This is a genomic window from Streptomyces sp. NPDC046870 (assembly GCF_040704595.1).
In the GTDB taxonomy this organism is placed as follows: Bacteria; Actinomycetota; Actinomycetes; order Streptomycetales; family Streptomycetaceae; genus Streptomyces; species Streptomyces argyrophylli.
Genome location: NZ_JBEYXM010000028.1, coordinates 55,341 through 77,387, shown reverse-complemented (window position 1 = coordinate 77,387; position 22,047 = coordinate 55,341). Strand labels below are relative to the sequence as shown.

The following is a 22,047-nucleotide window of genomic DNA, read 5'->3' as shown; positions in this document are numbered from 1 at the left end:
GCTGGTACTTTCGCCGCATGGCCGGGAACCTTGATCACGTCGACTGGGCAATCATCGAACAGCTCCAGCGAGAAGCGCGCATCTCCCTCAGCGAACTCGGCCGCCGCGTGAACCTCAGTCCCTCGGCCACCACCGAACGCGTCCGCAATCTGGAGGCCTCGGGCGTCATCACGGGCTACCGTGCCGAAATCGACCTGGCCAAGGTCGGCTACCCCGTGCTCGCCATCGTCCGCCTCAAGTACCCGGGCAACCGTCACGAACCGCTGCGCCGCCTCCTCGCCGAGCGCCGCGAGATCCTGGAGTGCCTGCGCACCACCGGCAACGACTGCTACACCCTGAAGGTGGCCGCGACCTCCATGGAACACCTGGAGACCCTCATGGACGAACTCGCCGGCTTCGGCAGCACCACCACGAGCGTCGTCTACCGCCAGACCCTCCCCTACCGCGGCCCCGTAGCACCGAACTGACGACCGACCCGCTCCGTGCCCGCACCGGCGGTCGCCCGGGACCCCGCCGCCATGAGCTTCGCGGTTCAGTGAGCGATCACGCCATGAGACACGGCCTCAAGGACTCGGGCGCTCAGCGCGACCCACTTCGGCGTCGTCCTGGTCGGCGTCGAAGCGGAACTCCGGCGGCGGCGAGACGGAGGCCCGCGGGGTCCGTCGGCATCCTCAGCGAGGGTGATCCGCCTGACGGGCCGGGTGGTGTTGCGGCGTGGCGCAGCTGGGACAGCAGCAGAGCCGCGGCGAGCAGGCCGGCGCAGACACAGGAAGCCAGTGCGTACCCGGCCCGGGCGTGACTGCCTCCCGACGAACCGGACGCGACGTGCAGGTACACCGCGGGCACGGCGCTGAGGCAGACGGCCGCGGCGATGCGCTGGGCCATCTGCAGGATGGCGCCACCCACTCCCGCCGCCTCTGCCGGAGCGTGCTGGAGCACCTGGGTCTGATTGGGCGAGACGGTGAGCCCTCCGGCGACACCGGACATCAGCTGTGTTCCGGCCAGGGCCACGGGCAGCACCGACGTCGGCGCCCGGAGGGCGACCGCCGCCCCCGCCAGCGCGGCGCCGATGCCCATCGTCAGGCCGACGCTCACCGTGCGCGGTCCGATCCGCCGGACCAGCCGCCAGGCGAGGGCCGAGGAGATACCCATCCCGACTGCCCCGGGGAGAGTGACCGCCGCCGTGAGGAGAGCGGACAGGCCGAGCCCGTCCTGGAGGAAGACGGTGAGCACGAGGAACGCGGCCAGTGAGGAGCCGAACTGGGCCATCGCGACGGCCGTACCCAGCGCATACGGCTTCGAGGAGGCCAGCGTCGGGTGCACCAGCGGCTGACGCCCCCGTCGCACCCGCAGACGCTGATGCGCGGCAAGGGCGGCCGCCAGCGCGCACACCGCGATGCCCCACAGGAGCGCCCCTCCCCCGCTGTCCGGGGTGCGGATGAAGGGCACCATCAGCGCCAGCGTGCAGCCGCAGAGCAGACCGAGGCCGAGGAGGTCCAGCCGGGAGTGGCGGGCGGTGCGCCGCGGCGGGGGCAGCCAGCGGGCCGCGAGGGCCAAGGTGAGCACGGCGCACGGTCCACTCAGCAGCAGACAGCACCGCCAGCCCGTCCCGGGGCCGAGCCCGGCGACGAGGGCACCGCCGAGCGGCGGGCCGAGGGCCGTGGCCACGCCGCCGGTGACCGCGTAGAGGCCCAGTGCACGGCCGCGGGTCACACCGTGGAAGACGTCCTGAATGGTGCCGATCACCTGCGAGTTGACGAGCCCGGCAGCGGCGCCCTGCACCAGCCGGGCCCCGATCAGGGTCCCCGGGCTTCCGCCGGTCGCGGCCGTCACCCCGGCCAGGAGGAAGAGCGCCACCCCGGCCAGGAAGAGCCGCTTGCGCCCGTGCAGGTCACCGAGGCTGCCGCCGGGGACAAGGGCGAGGCCGAAGGCCAGCGAGTATCCGGCGACGATCCACTGGACGTCCGCCCCACCGGCCCCGAGCGACTGCCGCATGCTCGGCACCGCGATGTTCAGAACGGCCTGGTCCAGCAGGGTCGTTGCGCCGGCGGCCATGCACACGAGCAGCACGCGTCGTGCGGCGCGGTCGTCTCCCGGGAGCACTACGCCCGCCGGGACGGCCGCGGCAGGCCCAAGTGGTCGCGCAGCGTACGGCCCGTGTAGTGGGTGCGGAACAGGCCGCGGCGGCGCAGCTCGGGGATCACGAGCTCGGCGAAGTCGTCCAGGGTGCCCGGCAGGTACGGGAAGATGACGTTGAAGCCGTCGGCGGCGCGGCCGTGGAACCACTCCTCGATGTGGTCGGCGATCTGCCGGGGTGTGCCGGTGAGGGTGCGGTCGTCGTTCGCGACGCGGCGGACGAGGTCGCGGATGGTGAGGTTGTCGCGACGGGCGTCCTCGTAGATCTGCTGCTGGGCGGTGTGCGACTGGTTGGAGACGGGGAGTTCGGGCAGCGGGCCGTCGAGCGGGTAGGGGCTGAGGTCGAAGCCGCCGAGCCAGTACGACAGGTCGGCCAAGGCGACCTGTGATGGCAGGAGTTCGGTGAGTCGGGCCAGCTTGTCGCGGGCCTCGGACTCGGTGGGGGCGGTGACGACGGACAGGGCCGGGAGGACCTTGAGGTGGTCCGGGTCGCGGCCGTGGGCGGCGGCGCGCTCCTTGATCTCCGCGTAGAACTCCTGGGCCCGGCCGAGGTCCTTGATACCGGAGAAGATCACGTCGGCGATGCGGGCGGCGAGGTTCTTGCCCGCCTCGGAGGCGCCGGCCTGCACGATGACCGGGTGACCCTGCGGAGGTCGGGCGATGCCGAGCGGCCCGGCGACCTTCAGGTGTGTGCCCTCGTGGTTCAGCGCGTGCAGCTTGGCGGGGTCGAAGTAGACGCCGCTCGCCTGGTCGTGGCGGAAGGCGTCGTCCTCGAAGGAGTCCCACAGCCCCGTCACCACGTCGTGGAACTCCTCGGCGCGGTCGTAGCGGGTGGCGTGGTCGAGGTGGGCCGCGAGGCCGAAGTTCTGGGCCTCTCCGTCATTGAGGGAGGTCACCACGTTCCAGCCGGCCCGGCCGCCGGAAATGTGGTCGAGGGAGGCGAAGGTGCGGGCCACGTGGTAGGGCTCGTTGTAGCTGGTCGAGGCGGTGGCGATGAGGCCGATGCGGGAGGTGCCGGCGGCGAGCGCGGCCAGCAGCGTCGTCGGCTCGAAGGAGTCGTTGACCACGCTGACCCGGCTCAGGACGTCCTCGCTCGCGAACGGCACGCCGACGAGGTCGGCGAGAAACACCGCGTCGAAGGCGGCCCGTTCGGCGGTCCGCGCGAAGGACAGGACCTCCCGGATGTTCACCCCCGCGTCCGCCGCGGTGTCCGGGTGCCGCCATGCGGCCAGGTACTCCCCCGGCGGCTTGAGGAAGGCGTTGAGGTGCAGTTGTCCGGTGCGGCGGCTCATCGTCCGGTCTCCTGGAGGTGTCGGTCACGGACGGCGGGCCGCGGCAGCCCGAGGTTCTCGCGCAGGGTGCCGCCCTCGTACTCGGTGCGCAGCAGCCCGCGTTGCCGGAGCAGCGGTACGACATGGTCCACGAAGTCCTCGGCGGGGCCGGGAAGATAGGGGAAGGAGATGTGGAATCCGTCGGCCGCGAAGGAGCGGAACCAGGTCTCGATGTGGTCGGCGATCTGCTCGGGCGTACCGGCGACGGCGGAGCCCGCGGCGAAACGGTGTGCGAGCTGACGTATCGTCAACCGACTGTCACGGGCTAGGTTCAGCAGCAGATCGCGGCGCGACTTGCTGCGGCTGGTCTCGGGGATGTCCGGCAGCGGGCCGTCCACCGGGTGGTCGGTCAGGTCCAGGTCACCGATGCTGTCCTGGACGAGACGGCGGGCGACGTCGTCGTGGATGAGGTCCTGAAGCTCGGCGAGTCGCCGCCGCGCCTCCGTCTCGGTGGACGCGACCAGCGGGGAGAGGCCCGGCCAGACCAGTACGTGGGCGGGGTCGCGCCCTTGAGCGGCCGCCCGGGCCTTGATGTCGGCGTAGAAGGCCTGGGCGGCGTCCAGTTCGTGCTGGGTCGTGAAGAGGACCTCGCCGTGCCGGGCGGCGAACTCCCGTCCGTTCTCGGAGGATCCGGCCTGGAAGACCACCGGATGGCCCTGTGGCGGCCGGGAGATGTTCAGGGGGCCACGGACGGCGAAGTACTCGCCGCGGTGGTGCGGGGTGTGCAATCCGGCCGGGTCGTAGTAGCGGCCGGTCGCCTTGTCCCGTACGACCGCCTCGTCGTCGAAGCTGTCCCAGAGCGCCTTGACGACCTGTACGAACTCGTCCGCGCGGTGATAGCGCAGCTCGTGTTCGAGGTGGCTGTCGTAGCCGAAGTCCGCCGCCTCCAGGGGTACGGCGGAGGTGACCACGTTCCAGCCCGCGCGGCCGCCGGAAATGTGGTCCAGGGAGGCGAACTTGCGGGCGACGTGGAAGGGGTGGTCGTAGGTCGTGGTCGCCGTCGCCGCCAGGCCGATGTGCTCGGTCACCAGCGACAGCGCGGCCAGCAGCGTCAGCGGTTCGAAGTGCTCGGCGCGGCCGGTGCGGGACAGCGAGTCGAGCTGGTGGCCCCGGACGGCGACGTCGTCGGCGGCCAACAGCGCGTCGAACCGGCCGCGTTCGAGGGTTCGGGCCAGGTCGGTGTGGAAGGCGAAGTCGAGCTGTCCGTCGGGGCGGGCGTCCGGGTGCCGCCAGCCGGCGATGTGGCCGCCGGAGCCGTGGACGAGAGCCCCCAGGGTGAGCCGACGTGCGGTGGGTTCGGTCATGCGGTCCTCCCGGTCATGCGGGCAGCCGGGGCACGGCGGCCAGAAGACGGCGTGTGTAGGGGTGTTGGGGGTCGGCCAGGACGGATGTGGCCGGACCCTGTTCGACGGCGCGGCCGTCCTTCATCACCAGCACGTCGGTACACAGACGCCGTACGACGCCGATGTCGTGGGAGACGAGCAGCAGTGTCAGCCCGTACGCATCGGCGAGGTCTTCGAGGAGGGCGAGGATCTGGGCGCGTACCGACACGTCGAGGGCGCTGAGCGGTTCGTCGCCGACGAGGACCTTCGGACCGGGGGCGAGGGCGCGTGCGATGGCGATGCGTTGCCGCTGCCCGCCGGAGAACTCGTGCGGATACCGGCCGCGCACGGACGGGTCCAGGCCGACGGCGCGCAGGAGTTCGTCCACCCGGTCGTCGTGGTCGCCGGGGATCCGCAGGCACTCCAGCGGCTCGGCGACGATGTCGCGGACGGTGGCGCGCGGGTCGAGGGAGCCCATCGGATCCTGCAGCACGACCTGCACCTCGCGCCGGAACCAGGGCAGCCTGCCCGGCTTCACCTCGCGCCCGCGGTAGTGCACTGTTCCGGAGTCGGGCCGGTCCAGGGCGAGCAGGAGCCGGGCCAGGGTCGACTTGCCGGAGCCGGACTCCCCCACGATGCCGAGGCTGTCGCCTTCCCGGAGCTCCAGCGACACGTCCCGGACGGCGTGGCGGTGAACGGCAGGCGCGAACAGCGAGGTGCGCGGCAACCGGAAGGTGCGGCCGAGGCCGGTGCCCTTCAGGAGCTGTGTCATCGCGTGACCTCCTCGGATCCCGTGGCACGGGCGGCCGCCACCAGCCGCTGCGTGTAGGGGTGTCGGGGAGTTCGTACGAGGGTGTCGGTGGCACCTTCCTCGACGAGCCGTCCGTCCTTCAGCACGGCGGCTCGTGAGCACAGCTGGGCGACGACGGCGAGGTCGTGGCTGATGAAGAGCAGGGAGGTGCCGTGCTCGCGGACGAGGTCGTCGAGGAGGTTCAGCATGTCTGCCTGGACGGTGACGTCGAGGGCGGTGGTGGGTTCGTCGGCGATGAGCAGGGCCGGGCGGGTGGCGAGGGCCATGGCCAGGCCGACGCGCTGGCGCTGGCCGCCGGAGAGCTGGTGCGGCCAGGAACGGATCATACGGTGCGGGTCCGGCAGGCCCACCTGCGCGGCGAGTTCGACGGCGGCGGTCGCGGCTTGGCGCCGGTTGAGCCCGCGGTGCAGCCGCAGGGGCTCGGCGAGCTGCTTCCCGATGCGCATGAGGGGGTTGAGGGCGCTCATGGGTTCCTGGAAGACCATGGCCATGCGCTCGCCGCGCAGCCGGGACAGCTCCCTGTCGCCGAGGCCCAGCAGTTCCTGGCCGCCGAGCCGGATGCTGCCGGTGGCCCGGGCGCCGTCCGGCAGCAGTCCCATCACGGCGAGTGCGGTGAGCGACTTGCCGGAGCCGGACTCACCGATCAGGGCGAGCCGTTCGCCGGGGGCGAGTTCCAGGCCGACCTCGTCGACGACGGTGGCACCACCGATCCGCACACTCAGATCGGTGATCGTCAGCAGGCTCATGACGCCTCCCGGACGCGCAGGCGTGCGTCGGCCGCCTCGCGCAGCCCGTCCCCGAGCAGGTTGAACCCGAGAACGGAGGCGGCCACGGCGAGCCCCGGCCAGATGACGAGCAGCGGGCGGGCCGCGATGTACTGCTGCTGCTCGTGCAGCATGCGCCCCCAGGAGACGGCGGGCGCCGGCGCGCCGAACCCGAGAAACGACAGGGCCGCCTCGGCGAGCACCGCCACGGACAGCACAAGCGAGAGCTGCACGACGAGGGTGGGCGCGATGTTCGGCAACAGGTGCTTGCGGACGGTGCGCCAGGTGCCGGACCCGGCGGCGAGCGCGGCCAGCACGTAGTCGGTGTTCAGCACCCGCCCCGCCTCGGCGCGGGCGACCCGGGCGAGGTTGACGCCCGCGCCGGCACCGACCGCGGTGACCACCGTCCAGGTGGAGCCGCCGTACACCGCAGTGAGGATCATCGCGATCAGCAGGACGGGGAACGCGATCAGCACGTCCGTGAGCTGGACGACGGCGGCGCCGATCCAGCGCGGCACGAGCACCGCCGCCAGCGCCAGGGCGAGCCCCACGACAGCCGCGATCGCCGCCGCGAGCAGGGCGGTCAGCAGAGTGCCGCGCGCTCCGGCCAGCAGCTGGCTCAGCTCGTCGCGGCCCAGCCGGTCGGTGCCGAGGACATGTCCGCCGGAGAACGGCAGCAGCCAGCCGTCCCGCGGACGCGCGAGGGTGGGGTCGTACGGCGTCCAGACGAGGGAGACCAGGGCGGACAGGACGAGAAGGCCGACGAGGACCAGCCCGACCGAGCCGCTGCGGCTCTTGAGGAGCGCTCTGGAGACGGTCATACGGCGCTCCGCAGCCGAGGGTCGATCAGCCGGTGCGCGAGGTCCACGAGGAACCCGATGACCAGAACCGCCCCCGTGAGCAGCAGGATCTCGCCCTGCACCTTGTCCAGATCACGGTTACCGACATCCGTGATCAGCATCTGGCCGACGCCGGGCAGCACGAAGACCTGCTCCACCACGACCGCCCCCGCGACCAGCGCCGCGATCTGCAGGCCGAGCACCGACACCACGGGCACCGCCGCGTTGCGCAGCCCGTGCCGCACCAGCGCGCCGGTGCGCGTGTGGCCCTTGGCCCGGGCGGTGCGCAGCCAGTCCTGGTGCAGGACCTCCAATACGGCGGAGCGCACGAACCGCAGCAGGACGGCGCCCTCGGAGAGGGCCAGGGTCAGCCAGGGCAGGACCAGGCTGCGCAGGGCCTGCCCCGGCTCGGCCCAGCCGTCCACGGGGAACCCCTGCGCGGGCAGCCAGCGGACCTGGACGGCGAAGACGACGACGAGCAGCAGCCCCACCCACAGTGTCGGCAACGCGATGCCGAGCTGCCCGCAGGCGTTCACCGCGCCACCGAGCCGCGAGTCCCGGTGCACGGCGGCGGCGATGCCCGACGGCACCGCGAAGGCGAGCGCGAGAACGACCGCACCGGCGGCCAGCGGCCCGGTCACCGCGAACTTCTCGGCGAGCTGCCCCGACACCGACGTACCGTCGAGGACGGACCGCCCGAAGTCGCCGGTGACGACTCCGCCGATCCAGCCGGCGTACTGCGCGGCGAGCGGCCGGTCCAGGCCCAGGTCATGGCGTACGGCCGCGACCTGGGCCGGTGTGGCCTTGATGCCGCCGATGGTCTGGGCGATGTCGCCGGGCAGCAGCCGTAGCACCAGGAAGATCAGCACGCTGGCGGCGAGCAGGGACACCACCAGCAGTGCGGCCCGGCGCAGCACGTACAGGGTCACGCGGGCCTCACTTCTTCTTCGCCACGGCGAGGGACGCGAGGTCGTAGCGGTTGCTGGTGAAGTTGTGCGGCACGCCTGTGACGCCGCTGCGCACGACGGTGAGCGTCTGGTTGACGAACAGCCAGTCCGCGGCGGCGTCCTCGGCCACCTGCCGGGCCGCCTTCTTCAGGAGAGCGTCCCGCTCGGCGTCGCCGGCGGCGGTCTGGGCGGCGGCGTACCACTTCTGTACGTTCGCGTTGTCGTAGCCGAAGTAGTAGTCCGGGTTGGCGAAGTTGTTCAGGTCGCGGGCTTCTGCGTGGTCGACGAGGCTGAGCTGGTAGTCGTGCTTGGTGTAGACGCTGTCGAGCCAGGTCTGGAACTCAACTTGGCGCACCGTGAGTTGGACGCCTACCCGCTTGAGCTCGGAGGCGAGGTAGTCGCCGATCTCCGCCGGGTAGATGTTGGGGATCTGGACGGTGAGCTTCAGGCCGCCGCCGTAACCGGCCTGCCGGAGCAGCTTCTTGGCGCCCGCCGGGTCGTAGGCGTCGATCGCGGTGAGGTCCTCGTAGCCGGGGTCGGTGGCCGGGACGGGGCCGCCGACCGGCTTGGCCGCACCGCCGAGGGCCTTGATGAGACCGGCGTTGTCGATGGCCCGGCGGATGGCGCGCCGTACCCGCACGTCCTTGGTCGGCCCGGAGGCGTTGTTGAACGCGAGCGTGAACTTGTCGGTGGTGTCTCCGCGTAGCACGGTGTACTTGCTCTTGTCGGAGAACGGTTGGAGCAGGGTCGCGTCCGCGGCGGTCTCGATGTCGGTCTGCCCCGTCTGCTGGGCGTTGCCGGCGGCGTTGTCGTCCTTGATGTAGTGGAAGACGACCTTGGCGACCTTGGCCTTCTTCCCCCAGTAGGCGTCGTTGCGGACGAAGGTGATGGACGAACCGCGCTTCCAGCCGGACAGCTTGAAGGGCCCGGTGCCGTTCTCGTCACCGGCGAGGGAGGAGAAGTCCGTCCCCTTCTTGAAGACGACGCCCGCCCGGCCCGTCAGACCCCAGGTGAAGCCGGTGTCACGGTGTTTGAGCGTGACGACGACGGTGTGGTCGTCCGAGGCGGAGACGCTCTTGACCGAGGCGAGCGCCGCCGCGTCCGGGTTCTTCGAGCCTTTCGCGGTGACTTGTTGCAGGGACCAGACGGCGTCGGCCGCGGTGACCTTGGTTCCGTCGTGGAAGGTGGCGCTCTTCGCGAGGCGGAAGGTGTAGGTGAGCCCGTCCGGCGACGTGTCGTACGAGGTTGCCAGGCTCGGCTCGATCTTGTTGTTCTCGTCGCGGGTGAGCAGGCCCTGGTAGATGTTGTCGAGCAGGATCTGGTCGAGGGCCGCCCCTGCCGTGGAGGCGATGTCGAGGCTGGTCGGCTCCAGGACGAGGCGTACGTCGACCGTGGCGCCGGTGTCGATGGCGGCGGGCTCGGCGGCCTGGCTGGTCTGTCCGGCGTTCGCGGGGTCGTCTGCCGACCCGGTGCCGCACGCCGTCGCGGCCAGGCCGGCGAGGACTGCGGTGGCGGCGAGCCGGAGGGCGGTGGTGCGGCGCATGGCGGATCTTGCTCCCTGGGTGCGTGCGGCGGAGTTCATACGGCGGCTGCTCTCAGCCCTGCTTCGAGGTCGGCGATCAGGTCGTCGACGCCTTCGATGCCGGCCGACAGCCGCACCAGGCCGGGCGTGACCCCGGCCGCGGTCTGCTGACGGGCGTCCAGTTGGGCGTGGGTGGTGGAGGCGGGGTGGATGACGAGGCTGCGGACGTCGCCGATGTTGGCGAGATGGCTGAACAGCCGGACCCCTTCGACGAACCGCCGGCCCGCCTCCAGGCCGCCGGCGAGTTCGAAGGCGAGGACCGCCCCGGCGCCGCGCGGCAGGTACCGTTTGGCCGGCACGTGCCAGGGACTGGAGGGCAGTCCGGGGTAGTGCACCTGCGAGACCTGCGGCTGCTGCTCCAGCCACTCGGCGAGCGCGTGGGCGTTGGAGACGTGCCGTTCGATGCGCAGGCTGAGCGTCTCCAGCCCGTGCAGGAGCAGGAAGCTGTTGAAGGGCGAGACGGACGGGCCCAGGTCCCGCACCAGCCGGGTGCGCAGACGCAGCGCGTAGGCGAGGCCGAGGCCGGCGAAGGAGTCCCAGAAGGACAGCCCGTCGTACGTCGGGTCCGGGCCGGTCAGCCCCGGCCAGCGGTCGGGCTCCGCGCCGAAGTCGAAGCGTCCCCCGTCCACGACGACTCCGCCGATGCCGGTGCCGTGGCCGGACAGGAACTTGGTGGTGGAGTGCACGACGATGTCGGCGCCGTGCTCGAAGGGACGTAGCAGGTAGGGGGTGAGCACGGTGTTGTCGACGACGAGCGGCACACCGGCCTCGTGGGCGACGCCGGCCACCGCCTCGACGTCGAGGACGTTGCCGCGCGGGTTGCCGAGGGTCTCGCCGAAGAACGCCTTGGTGGTGGGGCGTACGGCCGTGTGCCACGCGCCTGGGTCGTCCGGGTCGTCGACGAACGTGACGTCGATGCCGAAGTCGGCGAACGTGTGCTCCAACAGGGTGCGGGTGCCGCCGTACAGGGACGAGGAGGCGACGATGTGGTCGCCCGTGCGGGCGAGGTTGAGCAGGGCGAGGCTGGTCGCGGCCTGACCGCTGGCCACGGCGACCGCCGCCGAACCGCCCTCCAAGGCGGCGATCCGCTCCTCCGCCACCGCGGTGGTCGGATTCGACAGCCGGGTGTAGGCGTGGGTGGCGAGGTCGGACAGTTCGAAGGCCGCTGCCGCGTGCGCGGTGTCCCGGAAGACGTAACCGGCGGTCGCGTGGATCGGCACCGCCCGCGCACCGGTGACCGGGTCGGGGACCGTGCCGGCGTGCACCTGGCGGGTCTCGAAGGCCCAGTCGCTCATCGATTCTCTCGCTTCTCCAGTACGTCGGACCACCAGCGTTCGGCGACCCGTGGATGGGAGCGGAGCCAGCCGATCACCGCGTTCTCGCCGAAGGCCGCGAGCAGCGGATTGTCCGGGTCGTCGGTGACGCCCCGGCTCAACGCGGCCAGTTCGGGAGGGAGGACGAGCGGCTCGACGACCGCGTCGAGGCGTGGCCCGAGGAAGAAGGGGACGGAATAGCGGTGGACGCCCGGCCGGGGGCTGACGACGCGGTGCCGGGTGGCTTTCAGATAGCCCTGGGTGGCGATCTCCAGCATCTCGCCGATGTTGAAAACGAAGGCGTCGGGCACGGGCACCGCGTCGATCCAGCCGCCGTCCTCGCGCTGCACCTGGAGCCCGCCGACCTCGTCCTGCTGGAGCAGCGCGAGATAGCCGTAGTCCTTGTGCACGCCCACTCCCTGGTCGGCGTCCTTCGAGGCACGCGGCGGGTAGTGCACGATCTTCACGTGGACGGCGGCCTCGTCATCGAACCACTGGTCGAAGTAGCCCTCGTGCTGTCCGAGCGCGGCCGCCAGGGCCCGCAGCACTTCCCGGCTCACCCGCAGTGCCTCCGCCTGCCAGCGCAGCACGATGTCCTTCAGCTCCGGCAGCGCGGTGGGCCATTGGTTGGGGCCGATCAGGCGCAGGTAGAGGGGGTCGTCCGGGGCGGTGGCCACCGCGGCGCGCTCCGGACCGATGTCGATCTGCTCCCGCCAGTCGGCGCTGCCCGCCGTGTACTCGGTGCCGGTGCGCGTGTAGCCGCGGAACTGGGGCGAGTTGATGTTCTCGATCTCCAGCCGCTGCTCCTCGGGCAGCGCGAAGAAGGCGCGAGCCGCGCTCAGCACCTCCTCCCGCAGGGATGCGGGGACGCCGTGCCCGGTGACGTAGAAGAAGCCCACCTCGTGGGCGGCGGAGCGGAGCTCGGCGAGAAAGGCGGCGCGGTCGGTGTCCGGGGCGCGGAAGCGGGAGAGGTCGATGACGGGCAGGGCTGTGGGCTGGGCCATGGGGATTCCTTCGCGGCACGGCAGGCCGACTGCGCATCACAACTGCCCAAACGTGTGGCTGGTTGAGTGGCAGAAGCGGGATCAGGCGGAAAGAGGAAGAGAGAGGGTGCGGGTCGCGAGCCGTGGAACGGCGATCAGCAACAGACCTGGTCGAACTGGTCGGCGCGGCGGCTCACCCAGAACGGGTCGAGCAGCACCGTGTGTGCCGGGCCAGTGGTCTCCATGACCGGATCAAAGCACACCCGGGAAGGTGTGTCCACCACGCATCCCGCAACGTGAGACACGCTCGTTGTGCTGGTGAATACCGCCGCCGCTGTGGCTGTCTGGCTGCATACCTCCGCCGGGCCTGACACCTCCGCGTGGTCCTTCGAGACCGCACAGCTCCATGCGGGTGCCGCGCCGGACCCGACGACCGGGGCGCGGGCGACGCCGATCCACCAGACGACGTCGTTCGTGTTCCGGAACACCCAGCACGCCGCCGACCTGTGCACGAGCGGCTGTCCCCACACCTCGACGGCCTCGCCCCGCTGTGGACCCGTGCACGGCGGTCGTGCGGTCGCTCATGCCGACGACCTGGCCACGGCCATCGAACGCAACGCGGTCCAGTGGCTGCAACCTGGCTACGCGATAGGCGAGGAGGACGCCGTGGCTCTCCTGGAGGGCTACCGCTCGGTGCGACCACTGACAGCAGACGAGACGGCCGCACTCCCCGCGCTGCCGCCGCTGGTGCATGCGGAATTCGCGTTTTCCGAGCTCGGCTGTTCCCACGGCGTCGTACGCTCGGCGCACAACGCCCGCCTGGCCTACGAGTACCACGTCGGCAACGCGGAGTGGTTCGCCGGCACCGACGGCAAGCGTCTCCTGCGGCGACTCGCGGAAGGATGAACCGTGCTCATCGTCATGGGCGGCCTGCCCGGTAGCGGCAAGACCACCCTCGCCCGTCTCCTGGCGGCCCGGATCGGTGCGGTCCACCTGAGGGTGGACACCATCGAGCAGGCGATCGTCCGCTCCGGACTGGCACAGCACCCCGTCGGCCCGGTGGGTTACGTGGTCGGATACGCCCTGGCCGAGGAGCATCTGCGGCAGGGCCTGACCGTGATCGCGGAGTCGGTGAACCCGCTGAGCGTGACGCGTGACGCCTGGCGGGCCACGGCCGTCGGGGCGGGTGTGCCCGTCCTCGAGGTGGAGGTGATCTGCTCCGACCCGGCTGAACACCGGCTCCGCGTGACCTCGCGATCCGTCGACATTCCGGACCTGCCGCTGCCGGACTGGCAGCAGATCGTCGACCGGGAATATGAGCCATGGGACCGCGAGCGCGTGGTCGTCGACACGGCTGGGCAGGAACCGCGCGAGTCACTGGCCGCGCTGCTCGCTCGCCTCCGGTCGGGCTGAAGGGTACCTGGCTGCGGTTCGACGCACGGTCTCGGGCAACTCGCCTCTGACGTCCGGGGGTTCGAGCACCTGGGCGTCCGGGCCGAATCCGAGCAGGCGGCGGCGAAGGCGTGGACGTCGGCCGGGTACCGGGCTGCCCGACCCCCCCTCCCCCACCCTTCGGCCGGGGGCACTCCCATCTCGCCGCGTGCGGCGAAGCAGGCGTTCGGGAGGCCGGACGTGCTCACGTCACGGGCTGACGCACCGGCTCCACCCCGATGACCTTGCGGTAGACGCGGGCGCCGTCTCCGTAGTCGTCCACGGCGTAGTGCCAGGTCGCCCGGTTGTCCCAGAGCACGAAGTCACCGGCGTTCCAGCCGAAACGGATGGTGTAGTCGGGCGATGACGCATGCCTGAGCAGGTGGTCGAGCAGCACCTTACCCTCCTGTGGCGTGACGCCCGTGAGGCCGAGCGCCGAGGCGCTGATGAACAGTCCCTTCCGGCCTGTCTCGGGGTGGGTCAGCACGACCGGATGCTCGACGGTCTCCTCGACCGCTTCTCGCTTGCTGCCCTGGGCGTAGTTTCCCGCGTTGGCGTCGTAGACCGCGCCGACCGATTCGAGGAGTTCCTTGAACGGCTCGGACAGGTCGTCATATGCCGCCTGGAGATCGGCCCACAAGGTGTGGCCGCCCAGCGCGGGCACGACCTCGTAGGTCAGCGACTCGATCGCGAAGACCGGCTGCCGCCACAGTCCGCCGATGTGCCAGGTGCTGGCCTTGCCGGTCTGCTGGACGTTGTACGGGTAGACCAGCGGATGTGCGGCGTCCTTCTTCGCGGTCGGGTGGTCGAAGGGTTCCGCGAAGATGCGTACGGCCTCGACGTGCTGCTCCGGTGTGAGGTGCTGGCCGCGGAACACCAGCACCTTGTGTTCCCGGAACGCCCGGCGCAGTTCTTCGGCGGTTGCCTCGTCGACGCCGGTCGTCAGGTCGATGCCGGTCACCTCGGCACCGAACCGCGGACCGGCCCGCCGAATCTCGTAGCTCGCGACAGTGGTGGTCATGGCTTTCCCCTCTCGGTGCTGCCGTACAGGAATGACACGCGAGTGGTCGCCCGCACACGGGACGGGTGAAGGCGACGTCAGAAGCGTCGACACGCTGAGGCGTCGACGCGCGCCAGATCCACGTACAACCTGCGGTAGAGCGCTGAGGAGGTCACCTCACCATGTGTAGCAGGCAGTTGAGGGTCGGATCGTTGCAGCTGCATGAAAATTCCGTCGGGGCCGGTCGGGTCGCCCGGCGGGAAGGGGCTCAGAAGCCCACGCTGTCGCGGATCAGGACGGCCACGCCCCGCTCGGGGAGGGCTTGGCGCTCCAGGATGAGGATCTTGCCGATGAACGCGGTCTGGCCGTAGTTCTCCTGCCGCCGTCGCCACTCCCTGGGCAGGCTGTACTCCCGGATGCAGCGCAGTCCCGTCGCCACGTCGGGGACGAGTTTCCGGGCGCCGACCACCCGGATCGCCTTGCGGGCACCCGATGCGTATGGGGCGAGCTGACTGCCGCTCGCGGAGCCCACCAGCAGAACGCCGTCCTCGGAGACCGCGTGCACACTGCCCACCACGACATCGGGCGTCGCGCCCAGCCGGATGCGGGCGGTCACGTCGTCGCCCAGGTCGCCCGCGGCGGCCCGTACGGAGGCGAAGCGGCCGGAGTCGTCGACGGCCTCCGTGATCCCGGCTAGTCGCAGCGTCTCGCTCGACGCGGTGAACAGCGACGCCCTGTCCGGGACGAGCGAAAGGACGAGTTCAACGTGCGTCGGTCACGGCGTCCACGACGTGCACGACAAACCCGTTGCCGCATAGGGCCTCGGCCGCGCGGTCCAGTTGCGGCCGCCGCTGCGTCGATCTGTTACGTGTCGCGGACGCACTCTGTCGCGCCGCCGCTCACTGACCGCCCGTCAATCCGGCGCCGGCCCTTTTACGCGCACGGCGTCTCCCGCGGACAGCCCCCGCGGAGGCGGGAGTTCGGCGACCCGCCGCGCAGTAGCCTGTGAGGATGGCGGAGTTCAAGGCTGTCCAGGTGAACCTGTGGTGCGACGACGTGGAGCGCTGCGCGGCGTTCTTCCGTCGCCTCGGCATGCCCGAACGGTTCCGCTTTCCGCCGGACGGTGAGCCGCACCAGGTCGAAGTAGAGGCTGCCGGTGTGCGGATCGGGTTCAGCTCGGCCCGCACGGGCGGCGAACTCTTCGGCATCGCCACGACGCCCGGCGAGAACACCGAGGTCGTGTTGTGGTGTGACGACGTCGACGGCCTGCATCGGGCGGCCCTCGAAGCGGGCGGCAAGCCCCTGACGAGTCCGACGGACTCTCCGGACGGGCGGCTTCGGTTTGCCTGGCTGCACGATCCCGAGGGCCACCGCGTGAAGCTCGTGCAGGAACGCGGCTGAGCACAGCCCAGGCACGGCTCGTCCCGGTTGCGGCATTGACGCACGGGGTGCCGTACGAGGCACGGCGCGCATGGGCACGCATGCGGCCCGGCCGACGCTGTGCCGGTGCCGAGGGAGCGCTGTGCAGACAAAGATCAGGTGCTGCGCACCCAGACACGGTCAGGATCTCGGCTTGCCGGTGCCCTGGAACTGGCCGCGTGCAACCCCGCCCCGACGAGGACCCGACCCAGGTCGCCGACCACGTGGAGCACGCCCGCGAGCCGGCCGGCGTGGCCCACATCGGTCTCGGCGGCGACTACGACGGCGTGGACCACCGGCCGACCGGCCTCGCCGACGTCTGCGGCCACCCGGTGCTGCCGCGCGAACTCGCCGACCGCGGCTGGTCCCGGACCGAGCTGGAGGCTCGGCCGGGGAATTCCGGTCAAGGTTGCGCACAGCGGCCTGGTCTCGTTGTGACGCGTGTGCCGGAGCACTCGAGTTCCGGCGCGGTCATGTCCACGAGCCCGCGGGGGCAGCGGGGCGACCGAGCCGGAGCGGGCCTGGCTGCCGGCTGCGCCCCAGTCCCGGCGTGGTGTGCCGGACGTGGACCGGCGCGGTCCGTCGGGACGGATGCGGCGGTCCGATTCCGTCATGCGTGCGGTCTCTCCGAGAGCGTCCCGGTGAAGTGTGTGACGGGGCGTTCCTGGGGTTCGCCGTCGACGGTGATGTCTACGGCCTCGTTGTAGAAGGCGAGGAGTCCCTTGATCGGGCCGACCGCGGGCAGCGGGTCCGGGTAGGACCAGACGACGTTCGGCGGGATCTCGGACTCGCCGCGCCAGGACCAGTACTCCGCCGTGCCCTTGTAGGGGCAGCCGGTGTGGTGGCCGGTGGGTTCGAGCAGGTCGAGGCGGACGTCCTCGCGCGGGATGTAGTAACGCGTGGGCAGGCCGGTCTCGAAGACCAGTACCGGCCGGCGGGTGTCCGCGACGACCGTGCCGTCGATCTGGACCACGAGGTGGCGGCTGCTCGGGATGGCGTCCACACGTTTGTGCGGGTCGCGGGGGTGGATGAAGATCTCTTCCTCCTCCTCGTACCAGTGGTCGAGGCCCCGGCCGGTGCGCCGGAACCACTCGAAGGCGATGTGGTCGGCGAGGTCGGCGGCCGGGAAGGTCCAGGCGGCGTTCTCCAGCAGGTCACCGTCGATGTCGAGGTCGTAGAAGATCCGTGAGCCGGTGTGCGTACCGATCGGGGGGTTCTTCGCGGGGCGGAGCAGGTCCTCACGGACCTCGGTGCGCGGGAAGGCGTACAGCGGGACGGGGACACCCGGCTCCCAGACCAGGACGGGATGCCGGCTGTCGACGACCGTCACCTCGCCCTTGCGGCCGCGTACCCAGCGCTCGCCGGGCTCCCAAAGGAGGCCTTCGGGGGTGGTCCGCACGGCCTGTGCGGTGGGGAACGTGGTCATGAGCTGCTCTCCTCCGACCGGCTCACGCGGTGACTTCCGCGGCGTAGGGGCGGTTTTCGCGCCAGGCCGCGAGCTGCTCGGGGCGGCCGAACACGCGCAGGTACTCCTCTACGTTACCGCTGGCCCGTTCCCACACCGAGACGGGTTCGAAGTCGGAGCCGTCCGGGTCGGCGAACTCGGGCAGCGGCGCGACGACCGTGTCCAGGCTCGGGTGGACGAACACCGCGGAGGAGCGCCGGGTCACCGAGCCACCGGCCACCACGCGGTGCCGTCCGGGGCGCAGCCGGCCCTCCGTCCAGTTCGTCAGCAGGGTGCCGGTGAACACCTGGAGGGCGTCCGGCCGGATCGGTACGGGGGTCCAGGTGCCGTCGGGACGCTGCCCCTGCAGGCCCGCGTAGTCACCCGCCTGGTGGAGCACCGTGAGCACAGAGCTGTCGGCGTGTTCCAGGAGGAGGAGCTTCTCCTCGTCCGATGCGCCCTCGTGCGGCCACTGCGGGTAGTTGTTGACGACCACCGTCGTGTAGACGTCCTCGCCGAGCGGGAAGGCCTGCGCGGGGACGTCCAGCACGCGCGCGTACAGGCCGAGGACGCGGCGGGCGACGTCCACGAAGGCGTCGTGATAGCGCTGGGTGGCCGCGCGCAGCCCGGGCTCCTGCGGCGGCCACACGTTCGCGTGTTCGTAGAGGGTGGCGTGTTCGGCGGACAGCCCGGCGGCCCTGGCCGCCTCCGTGTCGTCGTACTGGGCGATGCTGAACCGTTCGAGCTCCAGGCGTCCGAAGTCGTCCGGCCACTGCCGCCAGCCGCGGTAGGGATGGCCGGTCGGGCTGGCGAGTCGCTCCTTCTCCGCGCGCGGCAGGTCGAGGACGCGGCGGAAGCCGTCGTCGAAGCCGGCGATCACCTCGGTGGGCACGCCGTGGTTGACCACCTGGATGATGCCGATGGTCTCGGCGGCGGTGCGCACGGTGGCGAGCAGGTCGTCGGGGGCGTCGGTGGCGAGGGCGGCGGCGAGATCGATGACGGGGATGTCGTCCGACATTGCTCAGGCTCCTTCGGGATTCAGTGGGTCAGGGGGCGCAGGGCGTCCGCGAGGGACTGGGGGTCGGCGTGGACGGTGACGATGTCTCCGTCCGGTACCTGGGCGCGGAACCGGTCGAGGGACACCGCGTCGAGCGGTCCCCCCTCGATCCGGATGAGCAACGGGGCCTGCACGGTGGCGAGTTGATCCCAGAGCGTCTCGTCGTCGAGGGCGGTGGGCGCGTCGGCGGGCAGGCTGCCGAGGTGGTGGCGCCAGGACCAGGTGCCGTCCGCCGCCTGCTCGGTCTCCAGTTCGGCGGTGCGTGCCGGGTCGGTCGCACCACGCTCCTCCAGCCAGGTCGCCGCCTGCTCCCGGGTGGCGAACTCCGGGCTGGGTTCGGGCCACAGCCGCAGGCCGGGTGACGGGGCACCGGGCAGTGCGTCGACGAGGACGAGACGTCCGGCGCCGCGCGGGAACTTCGCCTTCAGCGCGATCGCGACCAGCCCGCCGAACCCGGCGCCCACGACGGGCACGCCACCCGGCGCGAAGGAGCGGACCGTCTCCTCCAGCGCGGCCGCCAGCCGGCGCGGGCGGTAGTCGCCCCGGCCGCGCCGGCTGGAGCGGCCGTGTCCGGGCAGGTCGAGGGCGACGGCCGGCCGGTCCAGTGCCAGCAGCACGTCGTCCCAGGAACGGGCGCTCCGTCCGGCGTCGTGGAGGAGGACGACGGTGGGCTTCTGCGTGTGCCAGAAGACGCCGCCGACGTGACCGCCGGTGGCGACGGTCACCCAACGACGCTGGATGACAGGGGCGTTCATCAGCCCGGCGAACTCCTCGGCGGCAGTGCTCGTGGTCGGGGGCGTAGTCGTGGTCGTGGTCATCAGGGCTCCCGGTGGGCGGAGGGGGCATGGGGTCACAGGAGGTCGGCGGTCACGCCTGGCGCGGCGTCGGCGGGGATCCCGGCGGGCAGGTCGGAGACGTCCAGGTGGCAGCGCACCACGTGGCCGCCGCCGAGGTCGTGCTCCGGGGGCGGCACGTCCTCGCACAGCCCGGTGATGCGGCGCGTACAGCGGCCGGCGAACCGGCAGCCGCCCGGTCGTGCCGGGGCGTTCGCCACGGCGGCGGGCGGGCCGGCGGCCACCGGGCGGGAGGCCGCCTCGACCAGCAGGGCGGTGTACGGGTGCGAGGGACCGCGCAGCACGTCGGTCGCGGGCCCCTGCTCGACGACCACCCCGCGGTACATGACGGCGATCCGGTCGGCCAGATGGCCGACGACCGCGAGATCGTGGGAGATGAAGAGGTACGACGTCCCTGTACGGTCCCGCTGATCGGCCAGCACTTCGAGCACGGCCGCCTGCACGCTGACGTCCAGGGCGGACACGGGCTCGTCGCAGATCACCAGATCGGGCCGGCCCGCGAAACTCCGGGCGATGGAGACGCGCTGCTTCTGCCCGCCGGACAGCTGCGCGGGGCGGCGGTCCAGGAGGTCGGGGTCGATGCCGGTGCGGTCCAACAGGGTCTCGAGGGACGCGGCGGAGGGATCCGCGAGCGTGGCGAGCGATCTCCTCAGGACGGTGCGCACGGTGTGGCTGGGATTGAGGGAGGCGTGCGGGTTCTGGAAGACCATCTGGATGCGCGGGCGTACCTCGGCATCACGCCGGCTCAGGCGCGCGGGGAGCGGTTCGCCGCGTAGGCGCAGTTCACCCTCGCCGTCGGGGCCGAGCCCGGCGACGGCCCGGGCAAGGGTGGTCTTGCCGCTGCCCGACTCCCCCACCAGACCGAGAACCTCACCCTCGCGGATCGTGAGATCGACATGGTCGACGGCGACGGTGCTCCCGAACCGCCGCACCAGGTCCCGCACTTCGACGAGGACGGCGGCGGACTCGCTCGGTTGTGCGCCGCGCACTGCCGGACGCGCCCCCGTGCCGGCCTCCCCCGGATGCAGGCAGCGCACCGCCCGGCCCGGTACCGCCTTCGCCTCCAGCGCGGGTTCCGCGGCCCTGCAGGCGTCCTCCGCGAGCGCGCAGCGCGGCGCGAAGGCGCAGCCCGTCGTGGCCTCACCGGGTAGCGGCAGCCGGCCGGGGACGGGCCGCAGCGGGCGTTCGGCGCGTGTCGCGCCGAGCACCGGCACGGCCGCCAGGAGGCCGGCGGTGTACGGGTGGGCCGGGGCTGCCAGGACCTCGCTCACCGGCCCCACCTCCACCAGCCGCCCCGCATACAGCACGCCCACCCGGTCGCACATCCGGCCGATCAGACCGAGGTCGTGGCTGACGAACACCACGGCGGCGTCGAGCCGGCTCCGCAGCTCCTTCAGCAGGCCCAGCACTTCGTGCTCGACCGAGGCGTCGAGGCCCGTCGTCGGCTCGTCGAGGATCAGCAGGCGGGGCTGTGCGGCGAGAGCGGCGGCGATGACGACACGCTGCTGCTGGCCGCCGGAGAGCTGGTGCGGGTAGCGGCGGGCGAGCCGCTGCGGGTCGGGCAGCCTCACCGTGCGCAGGAGGTCGACGACGCGCTCGGCGGTCTCGGCACGCGACAGACCGCTGCCGCGCAGGACTTCGGCCAGTTGGGTGCCGATCCGCATCGTCGGGTCCAGCGAGCCCGCGGCGTCCTGGTGGACGAAGGCGAGCCGGGAGGCCCGCCATTGCCTCAGCTGCCGCCCGCCGAGGTCCAGTACGTCGGTGCCGTCCAGCCGTACGGCACCGCCCAGCGCCCTGCCTCCGGGTTCGAAGTGCCGGGCGAGCGCGTACGCCAGGGTCGACTTGCCGCAGCCCGACTCGCCGACCAGGCCGAAGATCTCGCCAGGAGCCACTGTGAAGGACACGTCGTGCAGCACCTGATCGGGGCCGTAGGCCGTGCTCAACTCCTCGACGACAAGACCCCGTTCGGCCGTACTCATGTCTCGCCCCCTGCGGCCCGTCGTGAGGTGTCCGCGACCAGCGCGACCCCGACCACCAGCGAGACGATCGCGAGGGCGGGCGCGAGGACAGTCCAGGGTGCGTTGCCGAGCCAGACCCGGTTGTCGGCGACGGCGGCGCCCCATTCCGGTGAGCCCGGAGGCCGGCCGAGGCCGAGGAAGGAGAGGGTCGCGGCGGCGAACACGGCGTCGCCGAGCCGGGAGGTGGTCTCGACGTACACGGTGCGGCGGACGTTGGGCAGGATCTCGCGGCCGAGCAGCGACCACAACGGCTCACCGCGGAGCAAGGCGGCCTCGACGTACGGCTTCTCACGCTCGGCGAGGGTCGCCGCCCGTACGCTGCGCGTGACCAGCGTCGTCAGCGCGGCCGCGACGACGAGGACCAGCACCCCGGTGGAGCGGCCGAGCAGCGCCGCGAACAGGACGGCGGCGATCACGGCGGGGAAGACGACCAGCGCGTCGACGATCCGCATCATCACCTCGTCCAGCCAGCCGCCCACGCCCCCGGCGAGCAGCCCGATCACGGTGCCGGCGAGGACGGCCAGCGCGGTCGCGGCGGGCGCCACCTCCAGGACGGGGCGTGCTCCGGCCAGCATGCGGGAGAAGACGTCGCGACCGAACTGGTCGGTGCCGAGCAGGTGTTCCCCGCTCGGCCCCTGGAACCGGTCCTGGGGGCGCTGGACGTCCGGGTCGTACGGCACCAGGTGCGGCCACGACAGCGCGACGGCGGTCCACAGCACGATCAGGGTGGCGCCGACAACGGAGGCGAGAGGCAGCCGCCCCACCCGTCCCAGCGGCCGCAGAGCGACGGTCACGG

General features: G+C 71.8%; 20 protein-coding genes and 2 pseudogenes. 5 read left to right on the top strand and 17 right to left on the bottom strand.

Annotated features, from left to right (window positions below):
- Positions 1–17: 17 nt before the first annotated feature.
- Positions 18–467 carry an Lrp/AsnC family transcriptional regulator gene (locus AB0946_RS35995; RefSeq protein WP_366764910.1) on the top strand — a complete coding sequence of 150 codons (450 nt, stop codon included), beginning with the start codon at positions 18–20 and terminating at the stop codon, positions 465–467.
- Positions 468–579: 112 nt separating this feature from the next.
- Here the strand turns inward: AB0946_RS35995 and AB0946_RS35990 are convergent, their stop codons facing one another.
- From AB0946_RS35990 to AB0946_RS35945, 10 genes are read right to left on the bottom strand one after another with little or no spacing between them, the layout of a single operon-like run.
- On the bottom strand, positions 580–2,055 hold the full coding sequence (locus AB0946_RS35990) for an MFS transporter (RefSeq protein ID WP_366764909.1): 1,476 nt from the start codon (positions 2,053–2,055) through the stop codon (positions 580–582).
- A gap of 47 nt (positions 2,056–2,102) precedes the next feature.
- A complete protein-coding gene (locus tag AB0946_RS35985) occupies positions 2,103–3,428 on the bottom strand; it encodes an LLM class flavin-dependent oxidoreductase (RefSeq protein WP_366764908.1) in 1,326 nt (441 codons plus the stop codon).
- Entirely contained in the window at positions 3,425–4,771 is a 1,347-nt protein-coding gene (locus AB0946_RS35980; RefSeq protein WP_366764906.1) for an LLM class flavin-dependent oxidoreductase, read from the bottom strand. Before AB0946_RS35980 ends, AB0946_RS35985 begins: the two co-directional genes overlap by 4 nt.
- Before the next feature lie 13 nt (positions 4,772–4,784).
- Complete coding sequence (locus AB0946_RS35975; RefSeq protein WP_366764904.1) at positions 4,785–5,561, bottom strand: ATP-binding cassette domain-containing protein; 777 nt, start codon at positions 5,559–5,561, stop codon at positions 4,785–4,787.
- Positions 5,558–6,346, bottom strand: a complete 789-nt coding sequence (locus tag AB0946_RS35970) for an ABC transporter ATP-binding protein (RefSeq protein ID WP_366764903.1) — start codon at positions 6,344–6,346, stop codon at positions 5,558–5,560. The genes AB0946_RS35975 and AB0946_RS35970 overlap by 4 nt, the downstream gene beginning before the upstream one ends.
- Positions 6,343–7,185 (bottom strand): ABC transporter permease, encoded by an 843-nt coding sequence (locus tag AB0946_RS35965; RefSeq protein ID WP_366764902.1) that lies wholly within the window; start codon positions 7,183–7,185, stop codon positions 6,343–6,345. The genes AB0946_RS35970 and AB0946_RS35965 overlap by 4 nt, the downstream gene beginning before the upstream one ends.
- Positions 7,182–8,132 carry an ABC transporter permease gene (locus AB0946_RS35960; RefSeq protein WP_366764900.1) on the bottom strand — a complete coding sequence of 317 codons (951 nt, stop codon included), beginning with the start codon at positions 8,130–8,132 and terminating at the stop codon, positions 7,182–7,184. The genes AB0946_RS35965 and AB0946_RS35960 overlap by 4 nt, the downstream gene beginning before the upstream one ends.
- Positions 8,133–8,139: 7 nt before the next feature.
- Positions 8,140–9,693 (bottom strand): ABC transporter substrate-binding protein, encoded by a 1,554-nt coding sequence (locus tag AB0946_RS35955; protein ID WP_366764899.1) that lies wholly within the window; start codon positions 9,691–9,693, stop codon positions 8,140–8,142.
- 35 nt (positions 9,694–9,728) lie between these two features.
- Complete coding sequence (locus AB0946_RS35950; protein ID WP_366764898.1) at positions 9,729–11,027, bottom strand: PLP-dependent transferase; 1,299 nt, start codon at positions 11,025–11,027, stop codon at positions 9,729–9,731.
- Positions 11,024–12,049: a 2-oxoglutarate and iron-dependent oxygenase domain-containing protein gene (locus AB0946_RS35945; RefSeq protein ID WP_366764897.1), complete on the bottom strand. Its 1,026-nt coding sequence runs from the start codon at positions 12,047–12,049 to the stop codon at positions 11,024–11,026. Before AB0946_RS35945 ends, AB0946_RS35950 begins: the two co-directional genes overlap by 4 nt.
- 315 nt (positions 12,050–12,364) lie before the next feature.
- Here AB0946_RS35945 and AB0946_RS35940 point away from each other — a divergent pair.
- Both AB0946_RS35940 and AB0946_RS35935 read left to right on the top strand, forming a co-directional pair.
- Positions 12,365–12,535 (top strand): annotated as a pseudogene (locus AB0946_RS35940) (O-acetyl-L-homoserine sulfhydrolase); the annotation flags it as partial.
- Positions 12,536–12,937: 402 nt separating this feature from the next.
- Positions 12,938–13,441 (top strand): AAA family ATPase, encoded by a 504-nt coding sequence (locus tag AB0946_RS35935; RefSeq protein ID WP_366764896.1) that lies wholly within the window; start codon positions 12,938–12,940, stop codon positions 13,439–13,441.
- A gap of 223 nt (positions 13,442–13,664) precedes the next feature.
- Here the strand turns inward: AB0946_RS35935 and AB0946_RS35930 are convergent, their stop codons facing one another.
- Both AB0946_RS35930 and AB0946_RS35925 read right to left on the bottom strand, forming a co-directional pair.
- On the bottom strand, positions 13,665–14,480 hold the full coding sequence (locus tag AB0946_RS35930; protein ID WP_366764895.1) for a TauD/TfdA family dioxygenase: 816 nt from the start codon (positions 14,478–14,480) through the stop codon (positions 13,665–13,667).
- A 247-nt stretch (positions 14,481–14,727) separates the two neighbouring features.
- Positions 14,728–15,213: pseudogene (locus AB0946_RS35925) on the bottom strand (LUD domain-containing protein); the annotation flags it as partial.
- Between the two features lie 257 nt (positions 15,214–15,470).
- Between AB0946_RS35925 and AB0946_RS35920 the strand changes: the two are divergent.
- Both AB0946_RS35920 and AB0946_RS35915 read left to right on the top strand, forming a co-directional pair.
- Positions 15,471–15,860, top strand: coding sequence for a VOC family protein (locus tag AB0946_RS35920; RefSeq protein WP_366764894.1), 390 nt, complete (start codon positions 15,471–15,473; stop codon positions 15,858–15,860).
- 80 nt (positions 15,861–15,940) lie between these two features.
- On the top strand, positions 15,941–16,585 hold the full coding sequence (locus AB0946_RS35915) for a membrane dipeptidase (RefSeq protein WP_366764938.1): 645 nt from the start codon (positions 15,941–15,943) through the stop codon (positions 16,583–16,585).
- Here AB0946_RS35915 and AB0946_RS35910 read toward each other — a convergent pair.
- The 5 genes from AB0946_RS35910 to AB0946_RS35890 are packed head-to-tail and all read right to left on the bottom strand — an operon-like array spanning position 16,489 to position 22,045.
- Complete coding sequence (locus tag AB0946_RS35910) at positions 16,489–17,304, bottom strand: DUF427 domain-containing protein (protein ID WP_366764893.1); 816 nt, start codon at positions 17,302–17,304, stop codon at positions 16,489–16,491. The two genes, AB0946_RS35915 and AB0946_RS35910, sit on opposite strands and share 97 nt — an antisense overlap.
- 22 nt (positions 17,305–17,326) lie before the next feature.
- Positions 17,327–18,340: a 2-oxoglutarate and iron-dependent oxygenase domain-containing protein gene (locus tag AB0946_RS35905; protein ID WP_366764892.1), complete on the bottom strand. Its 1,014-nt coding sequence runs from the start codon at positions 18,338–18,340 to the stop codon at positions 17,327–17,329.
- 20 nt (positions 18,341–18,360) lie between these two features.
- On the bottom strand, positions 18,361–19,197 hold the full coding sequence (locus AB0946_RS35900; protein WP_366764891.1) for an alpha/beta hydrolase: 837 nt from the start codon (positions 19,195–19,197) through the stop codon (positions 18,361–18,363).
- A 32-nt stretch (positions 19,198–19,229) separates the two neighbouring features.
- On the bottom strand, positions 19,230–21,212 hold the full coding sequence (locus AB0946_RS35895) for an ABC transporter ATP-binding protein (RefSeq protein ID WP_366764890.1): 1,983 nt from the start codon (positions 21,210–21,212) through the stop codon (positions 19,230–19,232).
- Positions 21,209–22,045: an ABC transporter permease gene (locus AB0946_RS35890; RefSeq protein WP_366764937.1), complete on the bottom strand. Its 837-nt coding sequence runs from the start codon at positions 22,043–22,045 to the stop codon at positions 21,209–21,211. The genes AB0946_RS35895 and AB0946_RS35890 overlap by 4 nt, the downstream gene beginning before the upstream one ends.
- Positions 22,046–22,047: the final 2 nt, after the last annotated feature.

Coding starts and splice junctions, on each gene's coding strand:
- AB0946_RS35995 (WP_366764910.1), top strand. CDS start 18: ATGGCCGGGAACCTTGATCACGTCGACTGGGCAATCATCGAACAGCTC.
- AB0946_RS35990 (WP_366764909.1), bottom strand. CDS start 2,055: ATGGCCGCCGGCGCAACGACCCTGCTGGACCAGGCCGTTCTGAACATC.
- AB0946_RS35985 (WP_366764908.1), bottom strand. CDS start 3,428: ATGAGCCGCCGCACCGGACAACTGCACCTCAACGCCTTCCTCAAGCCG.
- AB0946_RS35980 (WP_366764906.1), bottom strand. CDS start 4,771: ATGACCGAACCCACCGCACGTCGGCTCACCCTGGGGGCTCTCGTCCAC.
- AB0946_RS35975 (WP_366764904.1), bottom strand. CDS start 5,561: ATGACACAGCTCCTGAAGGGCACCGGCCTCGGCCGCACCTTCCGGTTG.
- AB0946_RS35970 (WP_366764903.1), bottom strand. CDS start 6,346: ATGAGCCTGCTGACGATCACCGATCTGAGTGTGCGGATCGGTGGTGCC.
- AB0946_RS35965 (WP_366764902.1), bottom strand. CDS start 7,185: ATGACCGTCTCCAGAGCGCTCCTCAAGAGCCGCAGCGGCTCGGTCGGG.
- AB0946_RS35955 (WP_366764899.1), bottom strand. CDS start 9,693: ATGCGCCGCACCACCGCCCTCCGGCTCGCCGCCACCGCAGTCCTCGCC.
- AB0946_RS35950 (WP_366764898.1), bottom strand. CDS start 11,027: ATGAGCGACTGGGCCTTCGAGACCCGCCAGGTGCACGCCGGCACGGTC.
- AB0946_RS35945 (WP_366764897.1), bottom strand. CDS start 12,049: ATGGCCCAGCCCACAGCCCTGCCCGTCATCGACCTCTCCCGCTTCCGC.
- AB0946_RS35930 (WP_366764895.1), bottom strand. CDS start 14,480: ATGACCACCACTGTCGCGAGCTACGAGATTCGGCGGGCCGGTCCGCGG.
- AB0946_RS35920 (WP_366764894.1), top strand. CDS start 15,471: ATGGCGGAGTTCAAGGCTGTCCAGGTGAACCTGTGGTGCGACGACGTG.
- AB0946_RS35915 (WP_366764938.1), top strand. CDS start 15,941: ATGCGGCCCGGCCGACGCTGTGCCGGTGCCGAGGGAGCGCTGTGCAGA.
- AB0946_RS35910 (WP_366764893.1), bottom strand. CDS start 17,304: ATGACCACGTTCCCCACCGCACAGGCCGTGCGGACCACCCCCGAAGGC.
- AB0946_RS35905 (WP_366764892.1), bottom strand. CDS start 18,340: ATGTCGGACGACATCCCCGTCATCGATCTCGCCGCCGCCCTCGCCACC.
- AB0946_RS35900 (WP_366764891.1), bottom strand. CDS start 19,197: ATGACCACGACCACGACTACGCCCCCGACCACGAGCACTGCCGCCGAG.
- AB0946_RS35895 (WP_366764890.1), bottom strand. CDS start 21,212: ATGAGTACGGCCGAACGGGGTCTTGTCGTCGAGGAGTTGAGCACGGCC.